Annotated in this window: 19 protein-coding genes and 1 pseudogene; 8 read left to right on the top strand and 12 right to left on the bottom strand. The window is 67.4% G+C overall.

The features are described from left to right. Positions 1-23: 23 nt before the first annotated feature. Both B9S64_RS25365 and B9S64_RS25360 read right to left on the bottom strand, forming a co-directional pair. On the bottom strand, positions 24-1,169 hold the full coding sequence (locus B9S64_RS25365; protein ID WP_146060120.1) for a hypothetical protein: 1,146 nt from the start codon (positions 1,167-1,169) through the stop codon (positions 24-26). Continuing rightward, a complete protein-coding gene (locus B9S64_RS25360; RefSeq protein ID WP_258037860.1) occupies positions 1,166-2,437 on the bottom strand; it encodes a PD-(D/E)XK nuclease family protein in 1,272 nt (423 codons plus the stop codon). The genes B9S64_RS25365 and B9S64_RS25360 overlap by 4 nt, the downstream gene beginning before the upstream one ends. A 330-nt stretch (positions 2,438-2,767) precedes the next feature. Here B9S64_RS25360 and B9S64_RS25355 point away from each other — a divergent pair, with 330 nt between their 5' ends. Beyond that, positions 2,768-3,670 carry a serine/threonine-protein kinase gene (locus tag B9S64_RS25355; protein ID WP_181012295.1) on the top strand — a complete coding sequence of 301 codons (903 nt, stop codon included), beginning with the start codon at positions 2,768-2,770 and terminating at the stop codon, positions 3,668-3,670. Positions 3,671-3,700: 30 nt separating this feature from the next. On the opposite strand, the gene B9S64_RS25350 is transcribed toward B9S64_RS25355, so the two are convergent. After that, positions 3,701-6,457: a tetratricopeptide repeat protein gene (locus B9S64_RS25350; protein WP_109492122.1), complete on the bottom strand. Its 2,757-nt coding sequence runs from the start codon at positions 6,455-6,457 to the stop codon at positions 3,701-3,703. A gap of 244 nt (positions 6,458-6,701) precedes the next feature. Here B9S64_RS25350 and B9S64_RS34610 point away from each other — a divergent pair, with 244 nt between their 5' ends. The 4 genes from B9S64_RS34610 to B9S64_RS25335 all read left to right on the top strand — a co-directional run bounded on the left by B9S64_RS34610 (position 6,702) and on the right by B9S64_RS25335 (position 8,460). Further along, complete coding sequence (locus B9S64_RS34610; protein WP_181012296.1) at positions 6,702-6,860, top strand: hypothetical protein; 159 nt, start codon at positions 6,702-6,704, stop codon at positions 6,858-6,860. Positions 6,861-7,162: 302 nt separating this feature from the next. Further along, positions 7,163-7,930, top strand: a complete 768-nt coding sequence (locus tag B9S64_RS25345) for a hypothetical protein (RefSeq protein WP_103491391.1) — start codon at positions 7,163-7,165, stop codon at positions 7,928-7,930. Between the two features lie 35 nt (positions 7,931-7,965). Beyond that, a complete protein-coding gene (locus tag B9S64_RS25340) occupies positions 7,966-8,202 on the top strand; it encodes a helix-turn-helix domain-containing protein (protein WP_103491402.1) in 237 nt (78 codons plus the stop codon). A 21-nt stretch (positions 8,203-8,223) separates the two neighbouring features. Further along, positions 8,224-8,460 carry a hypothetical protein gene (locus B9S64_RS25335; protein ID WP_103491392.1) on the top strand — a complete coding sequence of 79 codons (237 nt, stop codon included), beginning with the start codon at positions 8,224-8,226 and terminating at the stop codon, positions 8,458-8,460. A gap of 328 nt (positions 8,461-8,788) precedes the next feature. On the opposite strand, the gene B9S64_RS35165 is transcribed toward B9S64_RS25335, so the two are convergent. Beyond that, on the bottom strand, positions 8,789-9,148 hold the full coding sequence (locus tag B9S64_RS35165; RefSeq protein ID WP_258317578.1) for a hypothetical protein: 360 nt from the start codon (positions 9,146-9,148) through the stop codon (positions 8,789-8,791). A gap of 273 nt (positions 9,149-9,421) precedes the next feature. Further along, positions 9,422-10,093 (bottom strand): SMI1/KNR4 family protein, encoded by a 672-nt coding sequence (locus B9S64_RS25325; protein ID WP_103491393.1) that lies wholly within the window; start codon positions 10,091-10,093, stop codon positions 9,422-9,424. Positions 10,094-10,448: 355 nt separating this feature from the next. On the opposite strand from B9S64_RS25325, the gene B9S64_RS25320 reads away from it, so the two are divergent. After that, positions 10,449-17,159, top strand: coding sequence for a DUF3320 domain-containing protein (locus B9S64_RS25320; protein WP_103491394.1), 6,711 nt, complete (start codon positions 10,449-10,451; stop codon positions 17,157-17,159). A 990-nt stretch (positions 17,160-18,149) separates the two neighbouring features. On the opposite strand, the gene B9S64_RS25315 is transcribed toward B9S64_RS25320, so the two are convergent. After that, entirely contained in the window at positions 18,150-18,665 is a 516-nt protein-coding gene (locus B9S64_RS25315) for a hypothetical protein (protein ID WP_181012297.1), read from the bottom strand. Positions 18,666-18,880: 215 nt separating this feature from the next. Next, on the bottom strand, positions 18,881-19,597 hold the full coding sequence (locus B9S64_RS25310; protein ID WP_103491395.1) for a DUF4839 domain-containing protein: 717 nt from the start codon (positions 19,595-19,597) through the stop codon (positions 18,881-18,883). A 343-nt stretch (positions 19,598-19,940) separates the two neighbouring features. Between B9S64_RS25310 and B9S64_RS25305 the strand changes: the two genes are divergently transcribed. Continuing rightward, the gene (locus B9S64_RS25305; RefSeq protein WP_258037862.1) at positions 19,941-21,392 is read left to right on the top strand and encodes a hypothetical protein; all 1,452 of its coding nucleotides are present in this window, start codon (positions 19,941-19,943) and stop codon (positions 21,390-21,392) included. A 66-nt stretch (positions 21,393-21,458) separates the two neighbouring features. Here the strand turns inward: B9S64_RS25305 and B9S64_RS25300 are convergent, their stop codons facing one another. The 4 genes and pseudogenes from B9S64_RS25300 to B9S64_RS25285 all read right to left on the bottom strand — a co-directional run bounded on the left by B9S64_RS25300 (position 21,459) and on the right by B9S64_RS25285 (position 24,854). Next, on the bottom strand, positions 21,459-22,547 hold the full coding sequence (locus B9S64_RS25300; RefSeq protein ID WP_103491396.1) for a tyrosine-type recombinase/integrase: 1,089 nt from the start codon (positions 22,545-22,547) through the stop codon (positions 21,459-21,461). Between the two features lie 56 nt (positions 22,548-22,603). Further along, positions 22,604-22,810, bottom strand: a complete 207-nt coding sequence (locus B9S64_RS25295) for a helix-turn-helix domain-containing protein (RefSeq protein WP_103491397.1) — start codon at positions 22,808-22,810, stop codon at positions 22,604-22,606. 248 nt (positions 22,811-23,058) lie between these two features. After that, positions 23,059-23,679, bottom strand: coding sequence for a site-specific integrase (locus B9S64_RS25290; RefSeq protein WP_103491398.1), 621 nt, complete (start codon positions 23,677-23,679; stop codon positions 23,059-23,061). 346 nt (positions 23,680-24,025) lie between these two features. Further along, positions 24,026-24,854, bottom strand: a pseudogene (locus tag B9S64_RS25285) (IS5 family transposase). A gap of 113 nt (positions 24,855-24,967) precedes the next feature. Here B9S64_RS25285 and B9S64_RS25280 point away from each other — a divergent pair. Further along, positions 24,968-25,258 (top strand): hypothetical protein, encoded by a 291-nt coding sequence (locus B9S64_RS25280; RefSeq protein WP_103492582.1) that lies wholly within the window; start codon positions 24,968-24,970, stop codon positions 25,256-25,258. Here the strand turns inward: B9S64_RS25280 and B9S64_RS25275 are convergent. Next, positions 25,248-26,297, bottom strand: a complete 1,050-nt coding sequence (locus B9S64_RS25275) for a DUF4238 domain-containing protein (protein ID WP_103492583.1) — start codon at positions 26,295-26,297, stop codon at positions 25,248-25,250. The genes B9S64_RS25280 and B9S64_RS25275 overlap by 11 nt on opposite strands. Between the last annotated feature and the right edge of the window lie 59 nt (positions 26,298-26,356).

Here is a 26,356-nt window from a genome sequence, read left to right as displayed (position 1 = left end):
CGTCAGTCAAGGGCGGGGTGAGGCTACGCATCGTCCTTCTCCTCTCGCCGGGCCCGTCCCAGGTCGGGCACGAGATCCATGGGGGTGGTGAGCACCAGCCGGTCCCGCAGGAGCGCAGGAAGGGCGTCGGTGAAGGCCTGCCGGTAGCCGTCCCGTCCGGCGAGCGCGTCGGGGACCACGACGAGGGTGCGGTCCGCAAGGCGCGTGTTGTCGGTGAGATGGGCTGCGAGGAGCGCCGGCTGCAGGCGGTCGTACACCTGAATGTCCACGATGCGGGGGCCGGTGTCCCTGGGCTGGTAGGCGGGCAGAAGACCGGGCAGGGTCTCGTACGCGACTCCGGCGCGCTCCAGTGCCTCCCGGGCGGCTTCGTCGGTGCGGTGCGGCAGTACGAGGTACCACCGCAGCGAGCGCTGCAGGATCCACGCCTGATCCGGCTCACGGATGAGCCGCGGAGGGGCGTCGCGCGGGCAGTCCTCCCCCTCGCACCAGACTTCCGCGCCGGTGCCGGACGGTCCGGGTACGGGCACGGCACTGTCCCGGGGCAGCCCGGGGAGCCTGCACGAGGGGCAGTACAGGAAGTCTCCGTCGACGAGCAGGAACTCGGGCAACGGACCGTAGAGGTTCTTGACCCGGCTCCAGACCGCACTGTTCCAACCCGGCGCGAAGCGGTCCTGCTGGTGGACGACCGGGTGACGCGCCAGGAACGCCCTGCACTGCCGGTAGCGTTCCTCCGTTCCACTTCGCGCGTGCAGGTCCCCGAGAAGCGCGCGGGCGTGTCCCGCCACGCCTCCGTCCGGTCCGTGCGAGGCCATCTCAAGACACGACCGGGTCGGCATCCGGCCGACCCGGTGCACCAGCCTGGTGCCCGGCGAGACCAGGAAGGAGGGGACCGCGAAGAGTGGATCGTCGGACGGCCTGGTCCGGCACCACTCCCACAGCTCCGGAAGACTCCTCGGCGGCGCCTCCCCCGTATCGAGGCAGCGCATCACCGTGTGCTCCAGCGCCCGCTGGGCGAGGCCGGGATAGGGCAGGGTGAAGGAGCGGAGCCCTTGGACCTCGGAGAGAGCCGCTACCATGCGGGCGAGTTCGCCGAAGAGGTCGCTGCCCGCGCCCTCGGGCGCCTCGCCGGCGTCCGGCCGATCGGCCCGGCCGGCCGGCCCCGCCCTCATGCCGCGGCCTCGCTGACGGACGACGCCGTGCACCAGCGGGCCACTTCGCACCGCTCGCAGGAGCGTCCGGGCCGGGCCGCGTACTGGTCGTCCCCGTGCCAGTCGGCCACCATCGCCCGCAGTACCTTCTCGGCGGTGACCCGATTGGCCGGGGCGAAGGGATCGATGATCTCCAGGTCGGCGCCGCCGGGGCGCAGCACCTCCAACTCGACCCGCGCGCGGAACGAATCACCGCCCAGGTCACCGCGGGCGATCAGCACGACGGCCAGGGCCAACTGCGGATAACGCTCCAACAGGGGGCGGTCGGACCGCCGATCGGTGACGGAGGTCTTGGTCTCGCGCCACACCCATGACCCGGCATCCCGGTAAAGCAGGTCCGGCGCGGCCAGGACCACCACGTCGGCGGCTGTGTCGTGCCGCACCACCCGGGGCTCGGTCCGTACATCCGCACCGTCCCCGACGTACCGCAGCGGACAGACCGCGGCGTGCCGCCGCAACAGCAGGGCGCCGAGTGCGCGTTCGTGTGCGGGCAGGTCGAATCCCTCCGGTACCCACTCCTTCGGGACCTCGACCGTGCAGGGCCGAGGCGATCCGTGGGCGTGCCGTTCGGCGAGGTAGGCGTGCAGCGCCCGGCCGCGCTCGGCCGTCACCGCGCGTTCGACGGAATCCGCCGTGGGCAGGTGCAGCCGGCGCATATGGTCACGCGCCGGACAGGCTCGGTAGGCCCGCCCGTTGGTGACCGACCAGGTGCGGCGGGGCCGGTCGTGCGCCTCGATGCCCAGCAGTCCGGGCGCTGTGCGCAGGGCCGGGCACACCGACAGGTAGGGGCATCCGCCACAGGCGGACCCCGGGCGGTATTCCCGTCCGTCCAGTACGCCGGCCAGGGCAGCGGGGCCGTGTTCGCGGTACCGGGCGCGCGCCTCTTCCCGGCTTCCCGCGAAGAGTTCCCGCGTACGGCCGTCGAAGAGCGCGAACTCCACGATCCGTACGTGCTCCGGCGGTGGTCCGGGGGTGCCCTCGGCCAGCACCAGGGCGACGGCCGCGGTGAACCCGTCGGGCGGCAGGTCCCGCAGGCGGTGCACGGGCAGACGAAGCTCGCGGTAAGCACCGTCGGGGGAGGCCAGGCAGCGGCCCCACACGGTGAGGCGGTATTCCTGGGCGTCGCGCGGGTCTGGACCGGTCGGCCGATAGCGGTACGTCCACGGCTCGGGCACCTCGTGCAGGGGGCGTTCCGGGTCTAGGGGGAAGGCCGCCTCGTACAACGTCACGCCGTGCTCCGACCAGGCCCGCAGACCGTCGTGCAAGGGCCCGGTACGTGTCCGGGGCGGGTGGCCGGCAGGTCCCGAACGGATGTCGCTGGCAGCCATGAAGGGGCCCAGAGCGAAGTGCTCCAACCGCTCATGGCGGCGCGGGACGGGGTCGGTGGTGTGGTATCCGCGGGTCTTGAGAGCGTCAGCTGCGGGGCATCGGAACTCTCCCCCCTTGAACATTCCGGCGGATACCGTAATGACGTCGGACGTGCGGGTCACCCCGTCGGGGGGCAGCCATGGCTGTGACATTTCATGCTCCATTTCCGTGCTGAGGAAAGGTGGATGGCCGTGAGGGAGATCGAGGCGATCGGCGATGTGGAGAGGCGCTACGAAGTGCTGGACATGGTCGGCGACGGCGGCCAAGGCGACCTTTTCCTCGGGCGTGACCGCACCAGCGGGCAGAAGGTGGCGTTGAAGCTTCAGAAGGCCCGGGACCTCGGACCCGAGAGCGATTTCCGCTGGGCCGGCAATGAACTCCTCAAAGAGGGATCACGCATGATGATGCTGACGGGAATCCAGGCGATTCCCGAAGTCATCGCCACGGGGACACACCGGCGACGCCGGTGCCTGATCATGGAATTCGTCGAAGGGCACCAACTGCAGAAGGTCCTTTCGGCGGCCCTGCCCGTTAAGGATCCTGGGACCATTGTGGCCGTCATCGGCCAACTGTGCGAAATTCTGGCAGAAGTCCACGACCGGAATCTGGTGCACTGCGACCTCAAGCCCGAGAACGTCATCGTGCAGCCGGACGGCCGTCTTCGGCTCATTGACATGGGCCACGCGGTCATGGCGGATCAGGAGACGGAATACGCACGCGGCACGCGCGGCTGGGCCTCCCCCGAGCAGTCCGACGCGTGTCCGTCAGGTCTGACGCGGCAAGCGGACATCTTCGCACTCGGCTGCATCCTGCTGGAGATGACCGTGATGCGCCTGCCCTACGGCGGACAGGAAGAGCGGGCGGAAGAGGGCACCCCGGTGCTGCCGGCCGACCGGCTCGCCAAACTGCCCCCGGAGTTCGCCTCCCTGGCGCTGTGGATGGTCCGGTGGAAGGCCGCGGAGCGCCCAGCGGATGTCCGTGAAGTGTTCGATCGGCTCCGCTGCTACCTACCCCAACTCGGCTCGCGACGGCCATCGAAGCCCCTGCGCCCGGACCCGACCGAGTACTACCGCACGCATCCACCCCGGCTTTGACGGTGAGCCGACGGCCCCCGACCGGGCGGGTCACCTCAGCCCTTCCAACCGCTCTCGGACCCCCCGCACCCCCTCACCGTCCATCCGCTCACGCAGCACGATGACTCTCTCCAGTTCCCGCACCGCCGCGTCGGTGTCGCCGGCGGACACCAGGACATCAGCGAAGAGCATCCGTACCTTGTCCTCGTTGGGCCAGTTCTCCTGTTCGCCGTAGATGTCGGAGGCCTGCCGGTACAGGGTGATGGCCTCGTCCCGTTCGGAACGGGCCAGGTGCACCTTGGCCAGGGTGAACAGCACATCGGCCAGGCCGCTGCGCTCCGTCGTGCGCTCCACCACGCCCAGGGCGTCGGCGCACCGACGGAGCGCCTGCTCGTGCTCGCCCCGGTCGAGGTCGATCGCGCCGAGGACGTTCAGAACAGCCGCCTCCCCGACCCGATCGGACACCTCCCGGCACAACTCCAGTGCGCGGCCGAGCGCTTCCTCCGCTCCCGTCCGGTCGCCCTGCTTGCGCAGGGTGAGTCCGAGCCGGTGCAGCGTACGGGCCAGACTCAGCCGGCCTTCCGTGCTGCGGTCCTCCTCGCTGAGCCGGACGGCCCTGCGCAGGTTGCCCACAGCCAAGTCGTACTCACCGAGCCGCCAGTGGGTCCCTGCCAGCGACCGGTAGACCATGGCGCAATCAACCGGGCCGGCGGTTTCCGCCGCCTCGATGGCGTACCGGAGGTTCTGCCGCGCATCATCGAGCAGGCGACGGCGCCACTGGTAGATGACCAGGGCCATCGGAAGCAGCCACACGTACCGGTCGATACGCCGATTGATCGCTAAGCGAATGCCTCGCTGGACGGCGGGGTACTCCTCGTCCAGGAACGCCATCGCCTCCGCGAGGTCCGCAGGGTCGGTGACCGTGACCGCTCCGGGCTCGCCGGTGGGCAGGGTGCGTTCGCGGTCGAGCACCCGGTCGCAGGCTCGGACGTTGTGCAGTTGGTGTTCGAGCACCTGCCGTACGGTCGCCCGCTCAATCTCCGCGTTCTCTCCGTCCGACACCGGCCGCACGTGCCGAAGGGCGAAGGCCCGCACGAGGTCGTGCAGCCCGTAGCGGTCGCCATGAAGTTCCACGAGGTTCGCCGCCACGAGGTCCACCAGGGCCCGGTCGGTACGTGTCCCCTCGTCCACTGCCCGTCCCAGATCCATCACCGCCTCCCAGGAAGCGCTGGGCCCGGGGTGGACGGCGAGCTGCCACAGCAGCAGTCGGGCTTCCTCATTCAGCACGCGCACGGAGCAATTGAGTGCTGCGCGGACCGACAGTTCGTGCTCGGGCAGGTCCAGGGTGTCCAACATCGCCCGCTTCCGCTCCTCCTTCATCTCTTGCACCAGGAGAGGGAGGGTGTGCAGCGGACGCGCACCACCTTCCAGGAGCCGGGCCACCACCACAAGGGCCAGCGGCAGTCGGCCACAGAGGTCGACAAGTTCGCTGAAGGCCATGGCGTGCTTGGCCCGGCCCTCAACCGACACTTTCTCCTGGAGCACCTCCAGCGCGTCCTCCTCGCGCAGCGGCTCCATCTTGCGGAACAGCACCTTTCTCTCGGACTGCAGCCGCAAGAGGTCGTTACGACTGGTGACGACCACGGCGCAGGTACCGTCTCCGGGAAGCAGCGGCAGCACCTGCTGGGCGCTGAGCGCGTCGTCGAGGACGATGAGCACCGACCGGTGGGCCAGCGCCGACCGCAGCGCATTGCCCTTGCTCTCCGTTCCGGTCACCGTGGTGTAGGGCGGCAGCGCGGCCAGAAAGCCGTCCAGGACCTCGTCCGGTTCGGCGGGCCGCACGTCTCCGTCGGTGAATCCCTTCAGTTCGCCGCGCAGCACCCCGTCGGGAAATCGCTCCCGCAGCCGACCGGCGAGGTTCTCGGCCACCGTGGTCTTCCCGACACCCGCCATGCCGCTGATCAGGACCAGCGCCAGATTGCCGGCATCCTGTTCCTCGCACACGGCCTCGAAGAGGTCGCCGATCAGCTCGTCCTGCCCGATCGGCTTGCGCCTGCCGCCGGGCAACTGGTCGGGAACGGGGGGCAGGAGCACCCCGCCCGGCCGGCGTCTCTCTCCCCGGACCTGGTCAATGGCGCTCTGTACATCGACATCCGCTTTTCCGTTGCGCTTCTCCCACTTCTTGATGAGCCGCTCACGTTGGGACTCCGGCAGGTCTGCGTGGGCGAGCAGGTAGAACCGGAAGATCTGGGGTAATTCCGGCGCGCGTTCGAACCATTTCTCCGTCTCCTCGCGCAGCCATTTGCCCTCCCTGGACTTGTAGGCTGCGTCCAGCCGCGCGTACACGGCGGCCATCAACTCGGCCCGTAGCTCCTCCCGACGCAAGTGGAAGCCGGTCTCGGACAGTCCGTGCAGCGGTTCGTCCTCGTCGTCCCACTCCTCCAAGGCCGCGCCGAGCAGCTCGAACTGCGCTTTGCAGGTCAGTCCCTCAGCCTGCTTCACCTTTTCGCGAAAACGGAGCAGGTCGACGTCTCCCACCGGCACGCGGAGCGTGCAGTAACCCGACTTGCCGCAATGGGGCACGGACTCCTGGCCCAGCCGCTTCCGCAGGTCGGCGACGACGCGGTTGACCAGATCGCCGACGTCCTCGACGCCCTCCCAGAGGACTTCGGCTATGTCCTTCCTCTTACATCGGCAGTCTGGCGAGGTCACCAGGAGCGCGAACAGGGCCGCCACCTTCGACCCTTCGACCACCCTCCTGCCGGCGTCCCCTTCGGCTCGCACCGGGCCCAGCACGTACCCATCCATCGCCCTCCCCCTCACCGCGCCGCAGTCAGTGATCCGGCCCCTCGCCGGCGCTCCTTCATCTGTGCGCCGCGCTGTGCCGCTTCACACGCGATTGCTTCTTCACGCCCCCGGGGACTCAGTTATCCCTCAGTTTTCACTCTGCGGCCCCGCTTCACCCCCGGGCACGATGGCACCAGCCGCTCGCAGAAGCACGAAACGGCGGCGTAGTCATCCATCGATTCATCAGAGAGGAACCGCGAACCCGATGAACAACCGTCAGCGCAACCGCCGGGCAGCCCGTCTGCGCCAGTCCCCCGACTGGCCGCCGAGCCGCCGCCGGCGGGCGGCCAACCGGACCGAGGACACCACCCCGACGACCCCGCCCACCGAGGCGCCGGACACCTCGTCCTCCGAGACCGCCTGAGCGCAACAGTTCGTGGGTGCCCGTTCTGTACGGGCACCCACCAGCCTCGCGAACTTCGTCACCGGCAAGCTCGCGGGCTGGCTGCCGCGCTTGTTACACGCTCGTGGTCAAAGGCGGCGTTACCTGGTCGAGAAGACCACTACCGCATGCTCACGCATCAAAGTGAGGCTGGTGGGACTCGTCTCCGCTTGACGCGGATATGAGGCTGTACGTCCCCACCACAGGCCACCTCGTCCAGCATCTCGGCATTTCCAGCACCTCCGGACTCAGGTTGCCGCAGTCCGAAGAGAGGACATTTCCTGATGTATCCACTGCACAGCAGTGCGTTCGCCTCGGTGAGGCGGCACTTCGACGATCCCCGGACCAGTGACGCGGTCTTCGTGCTCGTCCCCACGGACGCCGACGAGGCTGATCCGGTCCGGCTGACCGCCGCCGAGACGCACGAGGCCTTGTACGGCCCCAGCTCCGACCCGAAGTTCGCCACCGCGGTCTGGAAGGAGGTCATCCGCACGGCGCAGAGCGACCTGACTCCAGACAGCACAGGGAAACTCCTGGCGATCTGGCTGGCCCTGCCACGGTTGACCGGGACGGTCCACCGGGTCTGCACCCGCCTGCGGGCCGACCGGTCAGACGTGGAGGCCGAGATGGTCCTGGTCCTCCTGGAGAAGCTGGCGGATCGGGACGGCGCGAGCTGTCTCACCCACTCCTCCCTGCTGCACGCGGCGCGCGCCAGGGCGTGGCATCTCGCCCGGGAAGGGCTGCGGGAGCTTCCCTCCACCCAGATCGAACGCATCACCGAGGAGCACGCTCTCAATGCGTCCGGTGAGGAGGCGGACGCTCCGGCGGCGGAGAGCCTGGATGTACGGGTCGACCGTCCGGATGGCCCGGACGGGCTGTGCGCACCGCTGCGTTTCCGGGTGCGCCCGGAGCATCTGCGCCGACAGGGAATCTTCATCGACACCGATGACGGGTCGCAGGACCGTTCGGCGGGTCACAACCCCGGGAAGAGGCGACGGCCCGGGCGCCGCGCGGACACCCGGCCGGTCCGCCCAGCGGGGAGGCGAGGGTGAAGGACCCGGCAGAGGGCCGCCTCAGTTTCACGGAGATGTTCGACCTGCCCGTCGCAGTGGACCTGCGCACGGCGGCCCGAGCACTCGGAATCGGCTCGACGACCGCGTACCGGCTGATCCGCGAGCACGAGTTCCCCTGCCCCGTCCTCCGCATCGGACGTAGGTACAGGATTCCGACCAACGAGCTGATGCGCGCCCTGGGGATCGAGGACCGCCCGCTGTACAGCGTGGACCCGGAAGAGGATACGGCCGATCCGAGCGTCGGCTTCTGACGGTAACCACCGTGCGGCTCCGTGGCATCGGCCACGGAGCCGCACGGCCCTGCCTCCTACGACGGGCCGTTCGCCGCCGACGTGCGCCGCACGGTTCTCCACGGCTGCTCGGCACTCGAGGGCGAAGGGATGCCCTCCTTCTTCGCCGAGCGGCTTGGCAGCCGACAGCCCGCGCACATCGGCCAGTTCGTGAACCCGCCGGCGATCACCGACCCGAGCTACGGCGAGCACGCCCGTCAACCCCGAACCTGCCGGTAAGCCGTCGACGCACGCTTCGGCGCCCGCGTCATGATCGCCGCGCCCGGCCGGGGCGCGAATCTGAACGGCCCGGCGGCCCAACCCTACGCACCGCTCGCTACGACCGCCTTCAAGGGGATGACCCCGAAGGTCCTCGCCGTCGTGGGCACGAAGGACTGGCACCCACCTAATCTTCTCCGACCGGCAGGACTGGCCTTCGACGCTGCCGTGGCCACCGACGAGAACCCCGACCGCACCACCGCCGCACGAGCCCTCGTCCGGGCGCACCTGCGCGCCCGAGTTGTGCCCGCAGGAACCGGACTGGTACCGGGCCACCGCGGTCCACGCATCAGCTCCCACGGCTCCCGGTCCCCTTCGTGAAGCCGTCGGGCGTGACGTCGTGCCCTGGCGCCTTCAGTTCCAGGAAGCCGGTGATGCGCCCCGATTTCTCCACCGCGTAGTCCGGACGCATCCGGGCCTCGGACAAGGGATACTCAGGATGAGGGCGAGGACTCAGCTTCCAGCGCGCCCCGAGTGTTTCCACCAGCTTCGCCACCGGCAGGCTGATGGACGCCTCCGTAGTCAGTAGCACATCACATAAGGGTACGGACAAAAAGCCGAGAAACCCCTTCCATGGAGGATCCAGTAGCGCAACGCGCTCCACACGGTGTATCCGCCCAAGCCCTGAAAGCAGGTCGAACCAGCTCAACAAGCCTACACATTTGCAGGTCAGACGACCTTTGCGACAGGTTCGAGGATCGCCACGCACTCAACATGATGGGTCATCGGAAAGATGTCGGCCTGAGCGATCTTCGGAAAACCCCAGGTCAGAGCCGCGTTCTTTGCTCATCGCCCTACTGGTCGGCGCCCAGAGCGCCAAACGAGCGTCACGGCCCAGTTCGTCCCTTCCACTCGGAGCGAACAGGCTGCCGTGGCCGACTTCCCCGGACGGCCCCTCATAGCTCCACACAAGGCGACGGGCCTACGAGGCGGTACTCTCGGCTTTCTCCAGCCAGTCGGTGTACCAGCGAGCGAACTTCACCGGCATACCGTCATCGTCGAGGAGCGGGGTGAGATCGACATCGTCCACTCGACTGTCGGACCAGATCGTGCCGCGGTGTCGGCCACTGACAATCAGCCACTCTCTCTGGGCACAGCCCAGGTGGGAGATCGCGATGGCACCGACGGTGCGCTCCGAAGCAAACATGACAGCCTCCCACCGCTCGTCCCACGCCTCGATGGCGTCGTCGAAGTCCTCGATGTCATCGAAGTCTTCTTCCTCTGGGCGTTGAGCAAGGAGATCGGCGAGCAGCTTCGGGCTCGGGCCCTGGTCGGGGAATGGTTCGGCAAGCCTCGACAGGTCGGCCAGATCCGCGCCGTCGCCTTCCCAACGCCAGCGACCTTGTACGCGCCGAACCGGGAACAGGCCGTACGCGGGGCCGGCGCCACCCGCACCCACGTAAAGCAGGAAGGCCCGGTACTCCCCCGGCAGCCTCACGCCTATCTGAGCTTCAAGTTCGGCAAGCTCGTCCTGGGTCAGCGGCTCCTCCACGACCCACTTGTGCCCCGACGCCCCGAACACCTCGCTGCCCCCAGGTCCCTCACCCGCCGCCTCAACCCGCCGACGTACGCCTACCCGCCACTCATCAGACATGCGGAAACCGTACGTGCAGCCACCGACACCCGGCTTACAAGCACAGGCGCGCCGTGCAAGTCGTCGACCGGGCACACGAAGTGGGCTGCGCTGGACTCCTGGTTCCCGGAGATGCTCCGCGTGCGGTGAGTTAACACGTGAGAAGCCGCGTCGCTGACGGCGGAGCCAGGGGGGCACCGCTCTTCACGCCATGGGGCCAGAGTCATAGGATTCTCCAATCAGGGGGTCGGCGGGACTGGAGCAGCCGGAGGGCACCACTCTCTCGGGAGCGGCTTCGCCCTGGGCTTGTGCGGCTTCATTAGGGCACATCGCTTCTCGGAGGCCCAGTGAGAGAACACGAGCAGCTAGGACGAGTGTGGCAAACCCGAGTGCTTTTGGTGGCGGTGAAGAGCTGGAGCGGTTCAAAGCGATCTTGGCCAACTGGCGGACGTCACTCGTCGACCTGAGTGGCCGCAATCGGCTCCTCAACTTCAGGCACACCAAGGCGGCGACCCTGGAGATCGCGCAGCCGTCGGCCGAGGAACTCATCGAGGGTCTGGAACGCGGCTGGGACTTCGCGCCGCTGCCCGACGAGGAGCCCGCCACCGAGGACTCTGAGGGGGGCCAGGCGCAAACACGCTTCGCCGAACGGCATGGTGCCGCGTACGGGATCGTCACCCAGAAGACGACGGGGCCGGCGCTCCTCCGTGCGCTGACAAGTCTGCGCAGCAAGTCCACCCAACTCTTCAACGACTACGGTCTGTGGACGCTCCAGTTGGGTGTCGGCATCCTCCGCTGGCGTGAGGACGGCGCGTCGACGAGCAGCAACGCGCCACTCCTCCTTTTTCCCGTGCGTATCGAGCGACTGGCCAACGGACGTATCCGCCTGGTAGTCAATGACGACGAGGAACCGCGCCTCAACCCCGCGCTCAAGGTCAAGCTGGAGCAATTCCACATCGACTGGTCGCCCGTCACGGAACACGATCCGACGAACCTCGACGCCGTGATCGACGCGGTCAACACCGCAGTGGCCGGGAAATCGGGCTGGGAGGTTTCGAGGCGCGTGGTTCTGGCGCTCTTCGCCTCCCACAAGGAGTCGATGTACCAGGACCTGCTGGACAACGAAGCCCATATCCTGAATAGCGATCTCGTACGGGCAGTGGCGCTCGGCCCCAAGGCAGGACTGGCGTCGGACCGCTTCGACTTCGAAGAGATCGACGCCGACCGGATCGACGAGCTCAGTCCGCCGGAGGACAGCCCGCTCGTCCTCAATGCAGATGCGTCGCAGCGTCAGGCCGTCGCGGCCGCTGTCGCAGGGCAGTCCTTCGTGCTCGACGGCCCGCCCGGTACAGGCAAGAGCCAGACGATCACCAACATGATCGCCGGTCTGATGCACGCGGGACGCAGCGTGCTGTTCGTCAGTGAGAAGGCTGCCGCGCTCGACGTGGTGCTGGATCGGCTGAAATCCGTTGGCCTCGACTCGTACGCCCTTCCTCTTCACAGCCACAACACCAGCCGCCGAGCCGTCGCTCAGGAGCTGGGAAAGGCTCTGGAAGAGGAGCCGCGAGCCCCACGACTCTCCCAGGAGGCGGTCGCCCGAGCCCGCGAGGCGCGCGAGGCCCTCAGCGCCTATGCCGAGGCGATGAACGAGATCAGCCAGCCACTCGGCCAGAGCCTGCACGATGTGATCGGCAGGATCGGGCAGCTGTCCGAGGCACACGTGGCCTTCCTGGCTTCGGAGGCGGACGGCATTGCCCGCAAGCAGAAGGTGTTCGACGCCGCAGCAATCAGCGGACAGGACCTACACCTCGTCATCGAGGCGACGAAGGCCATTGCCGGTGCCTGGCAGACAGTCGCCGATCCATCTTTTCCCTGGCGGGACCTGAAGGCCGGAAGTCCCCATCCCCGCCCGGCGCTCGACCAGGCCATGGCCGCACGGGACGGGCTTGCCACGGCGGTGGCGCACTACCAGGATCTCTCGCAAGACGGCGAGCCGATCGATGAGGAAGATGGCGTCCGCCGGCTCATCGACCTCCTCGCGCTAATCGAGTCACGCCACCCGGTGCCCGAAACATGGCTGGCCAGTGCCGACTTCGCCGACACGGTGGAGAGCCCGGTCGACGACTTCGTCTCCGCTCTCAAAAAGGTGGTCAGAGCGCAGGCCACGGCCCGCTCCGTGGCAGGGGATCGCTGGGAGGAACTCTCACCGCGCCTCACCCCCGTGCCGAGCGAAGCCGAACGCGCCCTGGCCACTCTCTCTCCGGCCGGTATCGATCCCTCCGAGCTGTCGGAGGAGCACGCGAACGAGCTGGCCCACGAGTTCGAGACGACCGCGGACGGTCTTGAGCGTACGCACCGCACCCTTGCCGAGGTCGCGCAGCAGCTGGGGCTGAACATCCCGGGCAGCGCTGCGGCAGCGGAAGATCTCTGCGACGTCGTCGCACTGGCGGGAGCCGACCACCGGCCCCTCGAACAGTGGCTAGTGCCCAGGGGAGCATCCGAGGCGGACAGAGCGGCGGTCAACGTCGTCGCCGACGGTCTGCACACGTTCTTCGCCCGACGTGACACGGTTCTGTCCGCACAGGCACACGCGATCATAGAGGCCGGCCCTGGCTGGGCCTCGATTCCCGCCACGCTCGACACGAAACCACCGGCGTCCGAGCAGAACCTTGCAGAACTGGAACCAGCCGGCCTGGACCTGAGCACTCTGACACGTACACAGACCGCAGGGCTCTCCAATTGGTTCGCGAGCCTGGGGGCGACCCTCGAATCTGCCGAACAGCATGCCGCAGCCACGGCCAGGCTTCTCGGGCACGACCGGCCGAGGAGCACGCAGGAGGCCGAGGAGCTGCTCGTCCTCGTGAAGCTGGCCACGGCCTCCCACCGGATGCTGGACACATGGCTCGCCCCTGAGGTGATGTCTCAGGTGCGGGAAGCCTGCGCGGAGATCACCGACGCCGCGCGCCGGCTCGCTGAGGCCGAGCAGGCTGCGCAGGACGTCTTCAGGCCCGAGACCGCCGTCACCCCCGGGCTGCCGGACTTGATAGGTCGCCTATCCGAAGGCTCACGCGGGATTGGCGGCCTGCTGTCCAGCGCGGTACGCGCAGACCGCAAGGCACTCGGTGCGTTGACGATCGCGGGCTCGTGGCGCAATGAGCTGTACGCCCGGTTGCCGCTCGCCCTGGCCTGGCATACGGCCCACGACCACCTGCGGTCTCTCGCCCGTAGGGATGCCGTTCTCCTCGGACACTATGCGGGGACGGATCTGCCCGACGTGCCTGCTTTGGTAGCGGCACTGGAGCACGCCGGTTCCGTGCACCGGCTCGCGCCGGACACGGTCCTGGACCCGCATCGTCGTGGTCTGATGGCCGCCCAGGTCGCCGACGGTCGTACTCCTGCTCCGGAACTGCTGGAGCACTGTAGGGCCCTGAGCGAGGATCTGAACACCTGGCGGCAGGATTTGGCACGTCCCCGCCTGGCGGCCGTCGCGGACGAGCTCGCCAAGTGCTCTCTGGCCGACGCCGCCCGCTGGCTGCGCAACCACCTGGATCCACTCGCTCAGGCCGTCGACGTCATCGACACGGTCACTTCCGTCGGCCGTCGCGACGACGGACCTGACTTCGCGTACACGCTCGCAGGCGCCCGAGCGGCGATCGGCGCCGCCCAGGAGAGCCGGCGAGAGACCGTCAGGTTCGCGGCCGAGGAGGACACTCACCGTCGCCTTTGCGGCTCCTGGTACCAGGGACTGGACACCGATCCCGCCGAGCTGCGGGCACTTTCTTTCGGCGCAGAGCAGGGTCCGAGCGGCGTCCTCGAACTCCTGCACCGCGCCTGGACCATCCACAAATCCACCCTGGGCGCCCGCGCCGACGAGGAGCAGCGCAAGCTGCTCGGTCGGTACGCACCCGATAGCGGCGTCGACACTGCCGCACTGCAGGACGCCCTGGAAGCCGCGCACACCGTTGAACGGCTGGCGCCGGACACGCTCACCGATCCCGTCCGACGGGCACGTCTTATCGGCTTCCTCGCGGACGCACGACCCGTTCCGCACGCCGTTGTGCGACGGACGGAGCCACAGCTCCGTACCGACCTGCACGCCTGGCGGGAGTACGCCGGTCAGCCGCACCTGGCAGCCGTAGGCGCGCACCTGCTAGCCGGCCCCTTGCACGACGCAGCGCGCTGGCTACGCGCCCACGTCGAACCCTTCGAGGACGCGGCCGACCTCCTCCGCTCTGTGGGGCGCGTCGCCGACGCCGACAGCGGGCTGTCTCTCTCACGGGCTCGCCAGGCAGTGACGGCAGTGGTCGACGCGCGGGCGGTCGTCACGCGGTTCGCCGAGGACGCCCCACGCCACGAGGAGCTGCTCGGTGGCCTTTACCAGGGGGCGGCGACCAACAAGGGAGCTGTGCTCGACGCCCTGGACTGGGCCCAGCAGGTACGCCGAACAGCACATGGAGGCCACGGAGCCCCGCTGTCCGCCCCAGCAGCCCGGCTGATGCTGGATGCCCCCTCCGACACGTCCGTGGCCGACCGCCACGACGACTGGCAGCGCCAGCGGGACAACCTCGTCGCCCACTTTGACGTGCAACGCAGCCGTCTTCTGCAGCGCGAGCTCCGGAAGTCGCTTCCCGCTGCCGCGACCTGTCTGTCCCAGTTGGACAATGACCCCTTCGGCCCCGAGGCATGGACCACGTGCTCCGAGGCTCTCAAGCAGTTGCGACGGTACGGCCTGGACGGGCTGCCCTCCCAGCTCGCGCAGCGCGGCGTGTCCGCGGCCGACTTCCCCGCCTCTGTCGAACGCGCCGTCCTTACCGCCTGGATCGAGCGACGCCTCGGGCTCGACGCCCGGCTCAAGCCCATGCGCGCGGCGGACCGCGATCAGCTCGTCGAGCGATTCCGAGACGCGGATCGCGCCCTTGTGGAGGCTGCCCACGCTGAGGTCATCGCGGCATGTAATGCCCGCCGCCCGCGTAGAACCAACATCGGCCCCGCGGCTGAGTTGCGCCGCCAGTCGCAATTGAAACGCCGTCACAAGCCGGTACGGCAGCTGCTGGGTGAGACACGGGATGTCGTGCGACTCATCAAGCCATGCTTCATGATGAGCCCTCTGACGGTCAGCCAGTTCCTGCCGCCGGACTTCCGCTTCGACGTCGTCATCTTCGATGAGGCGTCCCAGGTGCTGCCGCAGGATGCGGTGAACTCCGTCTACCGCGGCAGCGCGCTCATCGTGGCGGGCGACCAAAAGCAGCTCCCCCCGACCTCGTTCTTCAGCGCCGGCGACGGCGACGACGATGACGAATGGGACGAGGAGGGCGCGGACAACTTCGAATCCGTGCTCGACGCCTGCAAGGCCAGCGGCGTGCTGCGTGGCCTGCCGCTGCGATGGCACTACCGGAGCCGCCACGAGAACCTCATCGCCTTCAGCAACAACGATTTCTACGACAACACCATGGTGACCTTCCCGGGTGCGTATGAGCAGAGCCCGGACCTCGGCGTCGAGTTCTTCAAGGCCGACGGTGTCTACGACCGGGGTGGTCGAAGCAACAACCCAGGCGAGGCAGCGGCGGTCGCACAGCGCGTGATCCACCACTTCGCCACCAGGCCGGGGCTCAGCCTGGGCGTGGTCGCCCTGTCCAAGGCACAGGCCGAGGCCGTCGAGGAAGCCGTCCAGAAGGCACGAACCGCCCGACCCGACCTCGATCGCTTCTTCACCGAAGATCGTCTCGACGGCTTCTTCATCAAAAACTTGGAAACCGTCCAGGGCGACGAGCGCGACGTCATCATCCTGTCCGTCGGCTACGGTCCGGACCACCGAGGCAAGCTGCTCTCAACATTCGGCCCCATCAACAGGGACGGTGGCTGGCGCCGTCTCAACGTCGCCGTGACCCGCGCCCGGCGACGTATGGAGGTCGTCGCCTCCTTCCATGGTTCCGAGCTGGCCGATAATAGCAATAAGAGCGTCCAGCACCTGAAGCGCTACCTCCAGTACGCCGAGCACGGCCCCCACATCCTGGAGACGGCTGCGGCCGACCCGGACGCCGTGCCGGAGAGCCCGTTCGAGGAAGAAGTCCTGGGCGTCCTGCGCGACTGGGGCTACTCCGTACAGCCCCAGGTCGGCGTCGCCGGTTTCCGCGTCGACATGGCGGTACGGCACCCTGCCGCCCCAGGCAGCTACGCCCTCGGCATCGAATGCGACGGTGTCATGTACCACTCCTCGCGCGCGGCCCGCGACCGCGACCGGCTGCGGGAGGCCGTACTGCGCGACCTCGGCTGGAATCTGCACCGCATCTGGGGCACGGATTGGTACCGCAACCGCCGGGACGCGATGGCCCGCCTGCGCGCCGCGGTAGAGGAGGCGTGCGCGCAGGACCCGTTTCGGGTGAGACCGGAGGAGCTAGTCAGCGAGGAGGCTCCTGCAGAGGGATCTGCCGCGCCGGACACGACGGTGGACATGGGGCCGTCGGTGACGTTCGTAGCGGTGGACGACGGGCCCCCCGCGTGGAGCCGGGTGTATGAGGAGGTCGTCGACGTTCAACTGGTCAACCTGCGGGTCACGTCCGCCAAGCGTCGCGGCATGCGGGATGCGGAGCTGCAAGACCCAGATGCCGTGGGAGTCGTCGCCGACGTTGCCCTCTCCGTGATCAAGGCTGAGGGCCCGATGGCGGAGGACCTGATCTTCACCCGGGTCCGTTCGGCCTGGGGCATCTCAAGGGCGGGCGCGGTGGTCCGGGACTCAGTTCGTCGAGCGCTGCGGAGGATCTCCTCCGCGGGGCAGATCGTGCGAGTCGGCGAGGCGTACGACGTTCCTGGCCGGGAGCTGGCCTTCGCTCGCACTCCGACAGCAACCGTGGCGCGCAAGGTCGGGCAGGTCCCGTCGGTCGAGCGGCGGCTCGTCGTGGGACATGTGGTCGAGGAAAGTCCGGGCGTCCACCGAGAGGAACTGCTCCGCGAGGTCTCACGCTTCTTCGGGTGGACACGGCTGGGTCCTGATATCAGGGATGCGCTCACGCGAGATGTGGACGAGCTCGTCGCGAAGGGGGCGGTCCGTGAAGCGGACGGTTTCCTGATGCCTGCGGATGGTGACTGACCAGTCACGAGTGGTGCCGCTCGGCGGGACTGCCGGCGAGCGGCCGTGGGTCGCGTCCATCACCCCTGTCGGCGAATCGAAGCTGCCCGCCGTCGAGCGGACACAGGCTTGCTAAACAGCTGTGCGGCGAGGACGAGCTCTACGACGTGCCGGCCCGTCCTGACGGTGGGATACCGCCATGCGCAACCGTCCGTGAGCTGCTCGACACACACATCCCCGAGATCGACTCCGCCATCGCTGAGGCGGAGCCACCGATCGACTGCCCCAGAGGGAGAACTCAAGACGGCTATACGGAGACAGTCGCACATACCCACCTCGTAGACCTTGACAGTGCTGGCCGCTGCCCTTCTACCCGGCCGAGCACTTCGCCACGGCCGTTCGTGAGGTGTGGGTCGTCGACCGTGTCGTGGACGATGAGTTGTGGGCTCTGAATCGAACCGTTGCTGCCTCCGTGGCCGGAGCGATCGCCCGGGCCGCGCCCGGTGTTGGACCGGCTCTGGCCAGCACCACCTGGCGCACGGCGCGTACCCTCCCCGCGAGTCACGCCCGCCGAAGACTTAGGCCGCCGCTCCACGACCTCAGTCCACCCGAGCGCTGGAAACTCCGGCCACCGGGCGGAGGCCAAGCCCTCCATCACAGCTTCGGGTGACGTTCATGGAGCAGCTGCTGCAAGAGCTCGCGGAGGCCGGGGCAGAGTCGTCACTGAACGCCCGCCCACGGGGCCCGGTTCGACTGCTCCGGGGTAGCCCTTGCCCGCCAGGAACAGGCGGGTCTTGCGCGACTTTCAGCCGCAGAACGAATCGAACAGGATGAGCCCACGCACGGATCACGGCACTCTCCCCAGCCACAGGAGAGTTCCGCCTCGCCTCGACGGTGACACCGCAGGATCTTCGCTAACTCGTGGAAGGGGGCGAACCGGAGACACGGTCCACGAACTCGGCGAGCAGATCAGCCTGCTGCAACCGCACCTACCACGGCCAGGCCCGCTGGCTACGTGGCCTTCGACCTGTGCCGCCAAACGGCATGCTCCAACCCACCTTTGTCGTGCCCGAGAAGCACGGCGGCTTCCTCATACACGGCGCGGAGCTGGTCGTATGGGAGATTCGGAACACCAGCCTCCCCGGCGAAGGCACGCAGGTGTACGTCGACAGCGACGTGCGAACGGCCGACGAGATTGCCTATGTAGTCGATGCTCTTCGGCCCCACTCCCTTCACCGTGCGCAGAGCGGCGCGATTGGCCTGATGATCGAGCCAGGCGTGGAGGTCCTCGCGGGTATCGACCTCGTCGGCAGCGAGGAGGTCGGTGATCGCGTGAGCCGTCGCGACCTTCTGTGCGTGGTTGAACTTCATGGCCACGGCGAGGTCTTCCGTGACGAGCCGGCGCTGGAATCCGCGGACTGTTCTTGCATCAGCCCAGCTCAGTTGCAAATGGAGGAGCCGCGGTCGGAGAGTCCTCTCGTAGTTGCACCGTGGTTGGAAGCTGGCGTCGCAGATGACAGCACCCATGTGGGTCCATCCGCCGGGTTGGAGAAACGGTCCGCTGCCAAGGGAATGTCGAACGTGGTCGGCGAGCCGTTGGGTAGGGCTGGATGCGAGCATGGGTCAAGGATGGAGCTGCCGTCTGGCAAGCTGGTGGGAAAGTTCAAAACTCTCGAATGGATGGAGCAGGGGGCCGTTCCCTTGGGCAGCTTCCTCCATGATGGGAAGGCTGGCCACCTCGGCTACCGGGTCTCCGTCGAGACCGGGGCGAGGCGGAATAGGCACTGGGCCGTGTTGAACTCGATCACCTCGGCGATGAAGCGGAACTTGTCGCCAACTGCAATGGTGGCAGGGACCTCCTTGCCGGTCAGGTGGAGGTTGCCGGTGTTGACGTCCTCGTACTTGAAGTTCGGGCCGTCCGTCGTCTGCGGCCCCTTGTCGCCCGGGCCGAGAAGGAAGTCGTAGCGGGTCTGGTCATCCGCGTGGGCCGCCATGTGCCTGATTGACCCGTCGAAGGCGACCGTCTGCCCCTCGTGCTTGGTTGCGAAGTTCACGTTCGCTTCGCCACACGGATCCGCCTTCAACAACGTGGCGAACTCGGGACTGTTCTGCCCCGTGATCACCTCAGCGGTGGTCGGCTCGTTTGCGGGCGGCGTAGCGGAAGGCTTCTCACTCGCGGCTGGCGAACTGGCCGCCGCGCCCTTCTCCTCGTCGCCGTCGCCGAGCGCAACGCCCGTGCCGATGATGGCGGCCAAGACCACGAGGGCGGCAGCCCCTGCCCCGATCAGACGCCAAGGCAGTGACCTCTTCGGGCGACGGAAGTTGAGGGTGGTGCGAAGTCTGCCTGGAAGCTGTTCCACCAGCTCCCATCCGTCCTTCTGCATCTTCGAGATCACCAGTCCGTCGGTGCCTCGAACCGTCTGCACGACCTTGTACTCGTACTTGATCTCATCGGCCATGCGGCTCTCCGCCCCCTGAAGCGAACCGGACATATCAACTGGGTGCGAGCATAGATGACTCCGCGAGAGACGGACGTCGCCTTCAGCCCCTGCTCGACCGGGTCGTTCGCGGCCACGCCTGAGTAGCGCGTCCCGGTGGCGGATGCAGGGCACCAAGACGATGTCGAACAGCGAACTCCGGGCAGATCTGCCCTGTGGAGGATCAGCAGGGCATTACACCAGATGCCGTCGTCCGTGGTCGGGTTCAGCCTTGGCACCACTCGTATGAGGGGCCAACGCACCTCGGTCGCCTCCCTTCCCCCTTACCTTGGCAATCCCATCTGCATCCTCGAGTGGAGCCGGAGTGGTGAAGTACGCGGTGTCTGCACCGCAGGCTGACTTGCTGCGCGAGATCGCGGCGGTGTCCGATGCCGTGCGTATCGCACCCGGCTGTACACAGGTCGCCTGGGCGCTGGAGCAACGTGGGCTGATTAAGAGGACTTGGCGCGGCAGTGGTCACGTCGCCGTGGTGACTGCGGACGGCCGCTACTACCTTAAGCACGGCAAGCATCCCCGGCAGGTTCAGGCGGAGAAGGAGCGGTTGGAGGGTGACAGCGCTCAAGCTGCGCTCGCTCCGGCCGGCGGGGCTGAACTGGTTGCCCGACTGCAGTCGGCATCAGGGACGGTCACGGTTGCTGATCCTGCGCCTCGGACCCGGGGGCGGTGGCGGGCCGCTTATTACGACGCACTCCACAACGGGCACGTTCCGGAAGGTCACAAGGTGCGGTGGAACGGTCGCCAACGTGGCGACTGTGTCTTCACCCTGGTCAACGAAGAGGCCGAGAAGGCTGCCCAGCCTGCTCCGGTGCCGCGCATCGACGTACCGGAGGTTCTGGATCGGCCGCACCCTCCCGTCCGTGCGACGCGTAAAGCCATGGGCCGCTCGCAGGGCGTGGTCGACACTCGAGGCAGAGCAGGGGCTATCTCGTTGCATGTGTCGCGTCCGCTTGCCGACCGCGCCCTACGGATCATGCACGCGCTACTGGCCGAAGCTGAGAGCCGCGGCTATACAGCTGAGGCTCAGACCGACCTCCAACGCGGGGAGGCCGTGCACACACTGGCGATCGTGATCCGGGGCCGAGCCTTTCCCCTCGTCCTCACGGAACGGACGACCAAAGTCCCGCACGAGCCGAGTCCGAAGGAGGTACGCCAAAGGGAGCGCAATCCCTGGATGCGGTCCGCCAAGTACGACGAGGAGTTCAACGGACGCCTCGCCCTCGGTGCACCCGCCAAGGGCCAGTACCAGCACTCGTATACGCACAGCGACGGGGCCCGCTGGACGCTGGAGTCGCGCCTGGGACACCTCCTACAGGACCTCGAACGTCTCGCTGCTGAAGGCGAACGCCGGGACCGGGAGCAGGAACTGCTCGAAGCCGAGCGGCGGCGCCGATGGTACGCAGCTATCGCACAGGCGCGTGAGCAGCAGATCGATCAGCAGCGTGCGAAGGTGCTCGCCGAACAGATGAGTGCTTGGAATCAGGCTGTCGAGATCCGCGCCTTCTGCCAGGCAGCCCGTGCTCGAGCTGGCCATGCTCCGCTTCCGGCCGGCGAGGCGCAATGGCTGCAGTGGGCGGAGGCGTATGCCGCACGGCTCGACCCGCTGCCCCGCGCGCTTGTCACTCCGCCGGATCCCCCGGCCAGGCGGGAGGTTCTTCGCGAGCTCGCGAAGGTCGATGCCTACGCCTATCCGTGGGCGTTCGACGCTGATGGCCGCTGGGTGCTCCCCCAGGAACAGCCGGCCGACTCGAACTCGTGATCGTGACCGCGTTCTGCTCGCAACCGGCTTCGCCCCTGTCCAAGCAGGACAGGGGCGAAGGGACGTTTATGCGGCGATCGTGAGCGGGGTTTCCATCCGCTCCCAGGCCCCGAGGACGGCCTTGTGCGCGTCCGGCTGCAGGTGGGCGTAGCGCTGGGTGGTCTGGAAGCTCTCGTGGCCGAGGAGGTGCTGGACCTCGTAGAGGGAGACTCCTTTCTGGACCAGCCATGAGGCGCAGGTGTGGCGCATGGAGTGGGGCGGATAGTGCGGGACGAGCTTCTGCTCGCCGTCGTCATCGAAGTAGTGAGCCTTTTCGATGGCTGGCCACCATGTCTGTCGGTGCCAGTTACCGTCATCGAGGAGCCGTCCAGCCCTGCCCTTGGTGACGGTGGTGAACACCACGGCGTCCCGGTCGAGCCGGTAGATGTGACGTTCAAGTGCTTCCAGGACATGGGCCGGGAGCGGGACCTCCCGACGGCTCCTGGAGCTCTTGGGATACTCCTTGATGCCCCGCTTGGTGTTGACCTCGACCACGAAGAGGCGCGAGCGACGCTGGTCGATGCGGTGACGGTGAAGGCCGGAGAGTTCGCCCCAGCGCAGTCCGGTGTAAACGCCCAGTAGGCACATCGTCTTCCAGGGGGCGGGAAGCTCGTCGAGGATGCTCTGCGCCTGGTCGGTCGTGAACCACTGCGGCGGCTTGACGGCGATCTGAGGCAGGTCGATGCGGCGGCACGGGCTCAACGCGATCACATCGTCGTCCACGGCCGCGCGCATGATGGACGACGTCAGGTTGTACGCCCGCTTGATCGCGGCAGCGCCCACGCCCTTCTCCACCAGGGAGCGGATCCAGCTCTGGACGTCCATGCGAGTAACGGCCCGCATCTCCCAGTCCGCCCAGTGGGGCATGACATGGTTTTTGATGGTGGAGGCGTCGCCGCGCAGAGTACGGGGCTCAACGATGCAGGCATCCCACCACCTGTCGTGCCACTCGCGGAAGGTGATTTCGCCGGAGCGTGGGTCGCGGATGCCTCCGCGGGCGGACTGTGTCTCCATCTCGGTGCCCCAGGCGCGGGCCTGCGCCTTGAGGGGGAACGACTCGCTGTACCGGTCTCCTGCCCGGTTGCGTACGGTCGCCTGCCAGTTGCCGGTCTTCAACTTGCGGAGGTACAGGCTCTACTCCTTGTTCGATGACGGGGCCGCCGTGATCGGGGTCAGCGGCGCGTTGTCGGCATGACAACGGCGCGACGGCTGAGGAACTCGTCAAGACTGGCCGCTGGGACCCGCACACGGGAGCGTCCTGGCTCGGTGCGGAGGTCGACGACAGGCAGGTCGCCGGCTGCGATGAAGCGATAGACGGTTCGACGGTCGACGTCCAGGGCGGCGGCGACGGTGGGTATGGACAGCAGACGTGCGGACATAGCGGGGCCTCGAAGTACTGGGGAAGGGCTGGGCGCCCGGCGAGACGGCCATCAGAGCATCGGCCGGTGCAAGGGGCGGTCAAGTAACCCTGTCGGGAGGTGAAACCTGTAGGGAGAGCCTCGGCCGAACGGAGGTTGATCACACGGCGGCTTCATCGCGCTCAGGAGTTCATATCTTGAGGGCGGGTGTGCCCCATGCGCCCCCGCGCTCTGGACCTCAGCCAGAGCGCGGGGCGAAATTCACGACTTCAGTGACTCTGGAAGGCCATGACGGCCTCCAGGCGGTCCCGGTCGATCTCGGCGTCTTCCACACGGAAGCAATGCGGGTAACGCAGGACCAGCCAACTCGGAGTCACACCGGCCAACTCAGCAACCGTAAAGGGTGAGATGCCCATCCCGAGCCATTTCACCAGGCCGGACTCCCGGAGAATGGAGATGGGCTCCCCCAGGCGCCACGAGTACCGCTCGTCCCGTGGCAGAACGGCCTCTTGGGCCTGCTTCCATACCTGCTGGTATACGGAAGTCGAGGCAGAACGTCCGCGCAGGTCGGGAAACAGGAGAGCGTCCTCCCGCAGGCCGGCCTCGCCTATCCACGCCCGCAGAAGCACGACGGACTGCGAGCGGAGAGGAACCTCCCTCACTTTCCCGCTGTAGCGGACGGTCAGCTTGCCCAGACCACGCTCCGGGAGCACCACGTCGCTCACTCGCAGCTCACGGGCTTCGCCCGGGCGCAGAGCCTGCTCGGCCACAACACGCATGAAGGGGTACACCGAACGTTCAACACCCTCCCTTCCACGCACCCACTCAAGCAGCGCTCGAACCTGCTCCTCGGAATACAGCCACTCTTCTTCCATGACTTCGACCGACATACTTTTTGAACTCCTTGCGGGAACGACGGAACACACCCGCCAGATCAGCGGGTAGTTCAATGGTCTGGAGAAACGCCGGTTTGGCTAACCGGCGATCGTCGGCTATGTTGCGCCCGACTCCATACTCCCGACGCCCTGGCGCACACAAGTGAAAGCAGCGCGTAGCCGCGTTGCTGCGGACTGTTCCAGGTTTGCTTGCTTCGGCGCGTCATTCCAGTCAATTGCGCCCTCAACGTGTCTGCCGTCGGCGAATCAGCACAATCAAGCACCGCGCGGGGGTACTGCCAGCCGCACCAGCGCCGGGCAGCGAGGAGCCAGGGACAGAGCAGGCGCCTTCTAACAGCGGCTAACACAATGAGTTGATCTGTCGGTGGGTGATGAGGCAGCAGGCGAGTTTGAGGAAGGCTTCGTGGATGTCGGCCCGTCGTTCCCAGCGGATGCGGAGGCGTTTGAAGCCGTGGAGCCAGGCGAAGCTGCGTTCGACGACCCAGCGGTAGGTTCCCAGTCCGGTGCCGTGGAGGGTGCCGCGGCGGGCGATGGCAGGGACGATGCGGCGCTGGCGGACCTGGTCGCGGTAGATGTCGTGGTCGTACCCGCGGTCGGCGAAGAGTGAGTCTGGCTTGCGTCGCGGGTGCCCGATCCGGCCTCTGACGGGTGGGACGGCGTCGAGCAGGGGCAGGAGCTGGGTGACGTCGTTGCGATTGCCGCCCGTGAGGATCACGGCGAGCGGTGTGCCTTGTCCGTCGGTGATCAGGTGGTGTTTCGATCCGCTTCGGCCACGATCGACCGGACTCGGTCCCGTGAGGCTCCCCCTTTTATGGCCCGTACGTGGCTGGAGTCGACCACGGCACGCGACCAGTCGAGACGGGCCGCCGCGTTGAGCTCGGCCAGCAGCACCTCGTGCAGCTGCTGCCAGACGCCGGCCTCGTTCCAGTCCCGCAACCTCCGCCAGCACGTCATGCCCGAACCGAAGCCCAACTCCTGCGGCAGGTACTCCCACTGGATGCCGGTGTGCAGCACGAACAGGATGCCGCACAGCACTTGCCGATCCGGCAGCGGCTTCCGTCCAGGGTGCCGAAACCGGCGTTCCTTGCGCGGCAGCAGCGGCTCTATCCGCTCCCACAGAGCATCCGACACGATCCACGGCGAAGCCCCCATGCCCAGACAACGCCCAACTCCGGACACGGACACGGCCAACAGGCCCGATCCACCTCATTGTGTTAGCCGCTGTAAGCGCCTGGTGCTTCCGGTTCGTTTTCCCGCAGAGGTCGCTTGCGCTACACGACGGTTGCCCGGAAGCCAGGCGACGCAGTCGGCAGCACGTCGTTCCTACCACTACCTGGACGGCGACCGCCCGGCCCGGGAGATCAGGGAGGCCACCGACACCTTGAACGTCCGCATGACCGACGCCCGCCGGAAGTCCGCAGAATACGGGGTCAAGGCCAACCTCCATGAGATCAGCGCGGCCGAGCTTCGGAAGGCGTGGAAGGACTACTCCGTCGCCCGAAAGCAGTCGACGTACCGGGGCCTGATCAGGGAAATCCTGACCCACCCCGCGACCCGGCCTTTCAACGTGTAGAACCCGGACCGCGTCGAGGTGCTCTGGCGGTAGGGGGTGGCTCCGGGGCCTCGCTCATGGTGGCCTTGAACTCCTCGGACGGACCGTCGGGGAGGAGAAAACCTGCCGGGCCTACGCTGATACGCATCTCCCTCAGACGCGGTTCCGGAAGAACGATGCCCTCCAGGTCGTCCTCAGGATGGTGAAAGACGGCGCCTCGCGCGCTGGCCGCCACTCGTTGATTGAGATCGCGCGCCATCGCCACGGTAGGCGTCGTCTCGCGGTCCGGCGCACCGCCAGGAAGCAACATCAACAGAGCGACGCGCCGATCGAGGGGCAGACAGACGGCGGGGACAGTCGCCATGCCCTGGCCAATCCAATCCGGTACCGAGGGGTCCCAGATCTGCACAACAGGATGGTCAGAGGTAATAAGCGTCTTCCGGCTGAACCTCACCAAGACCCACGTCCGGCTCATCAGCAACTGAGCTATCTCCGGGATCATCATCCCCATCAGGCTGAGATGTTCGGCATTGTCGGATCGAACTTCATAGTTCGAGAAGTCGCTCACCTCAGCCCATGCACGCTCGACTTCGTCGTCAGCGACGGGGCCCTTCGCCAACTCCTCCATCCGGCTGCGCAGGCCGGGCTTACCGCCCATCGCCATCGTGGTCTTGACCAAGTGGTCAGTGACCTCATTCCCGGCCTTTCGGTGAGCGGGGACCCTCAGGTACTGAAGCGCGACCCAGAGGGCCATGATCTCGCGGTCATCCCCGAACAGAGGCCATCGGCGCTCGTCTACAACCCTTCGCAGAACAGGAGCTGCTGCGTCCTCCACAACGGAGAGCTGGTTTTCGACCACATCGTCAAGGGATCCGTCTGGTCCTCTGAATGAGTAGAAGTCCTTGTGAACAGCAGCGTCGCCCACCCCCACGAGGCGGGCAGCGCTGCCGTCGATGGGCACCCGTAGGAGGCGGCTGTCCGGCGCTGCGAAACGTCGCAGGTAGAAGCGCGGCACGGTGTGGTGGTGGCGCTTCGTCTTCCTGCCATCGGGCTTGCTCATCTATCGAAGGTACGGCTGAGGGATGACAGCGTCACCGAGGTTTCAGGCGCGTGTTCGTA

The organism is Streptomyces sp. SM18 (assembly GCF_002910775.2).
GTDB lineage: Bacteria > Actinomycetota > Actinomycetes > Streptomycetales > Streptomycetaceae > Streptomyces > Streptomyces halstedii.
This window is presented reverse-complemented; position numbering and strand designations above follow the sequence as displayed.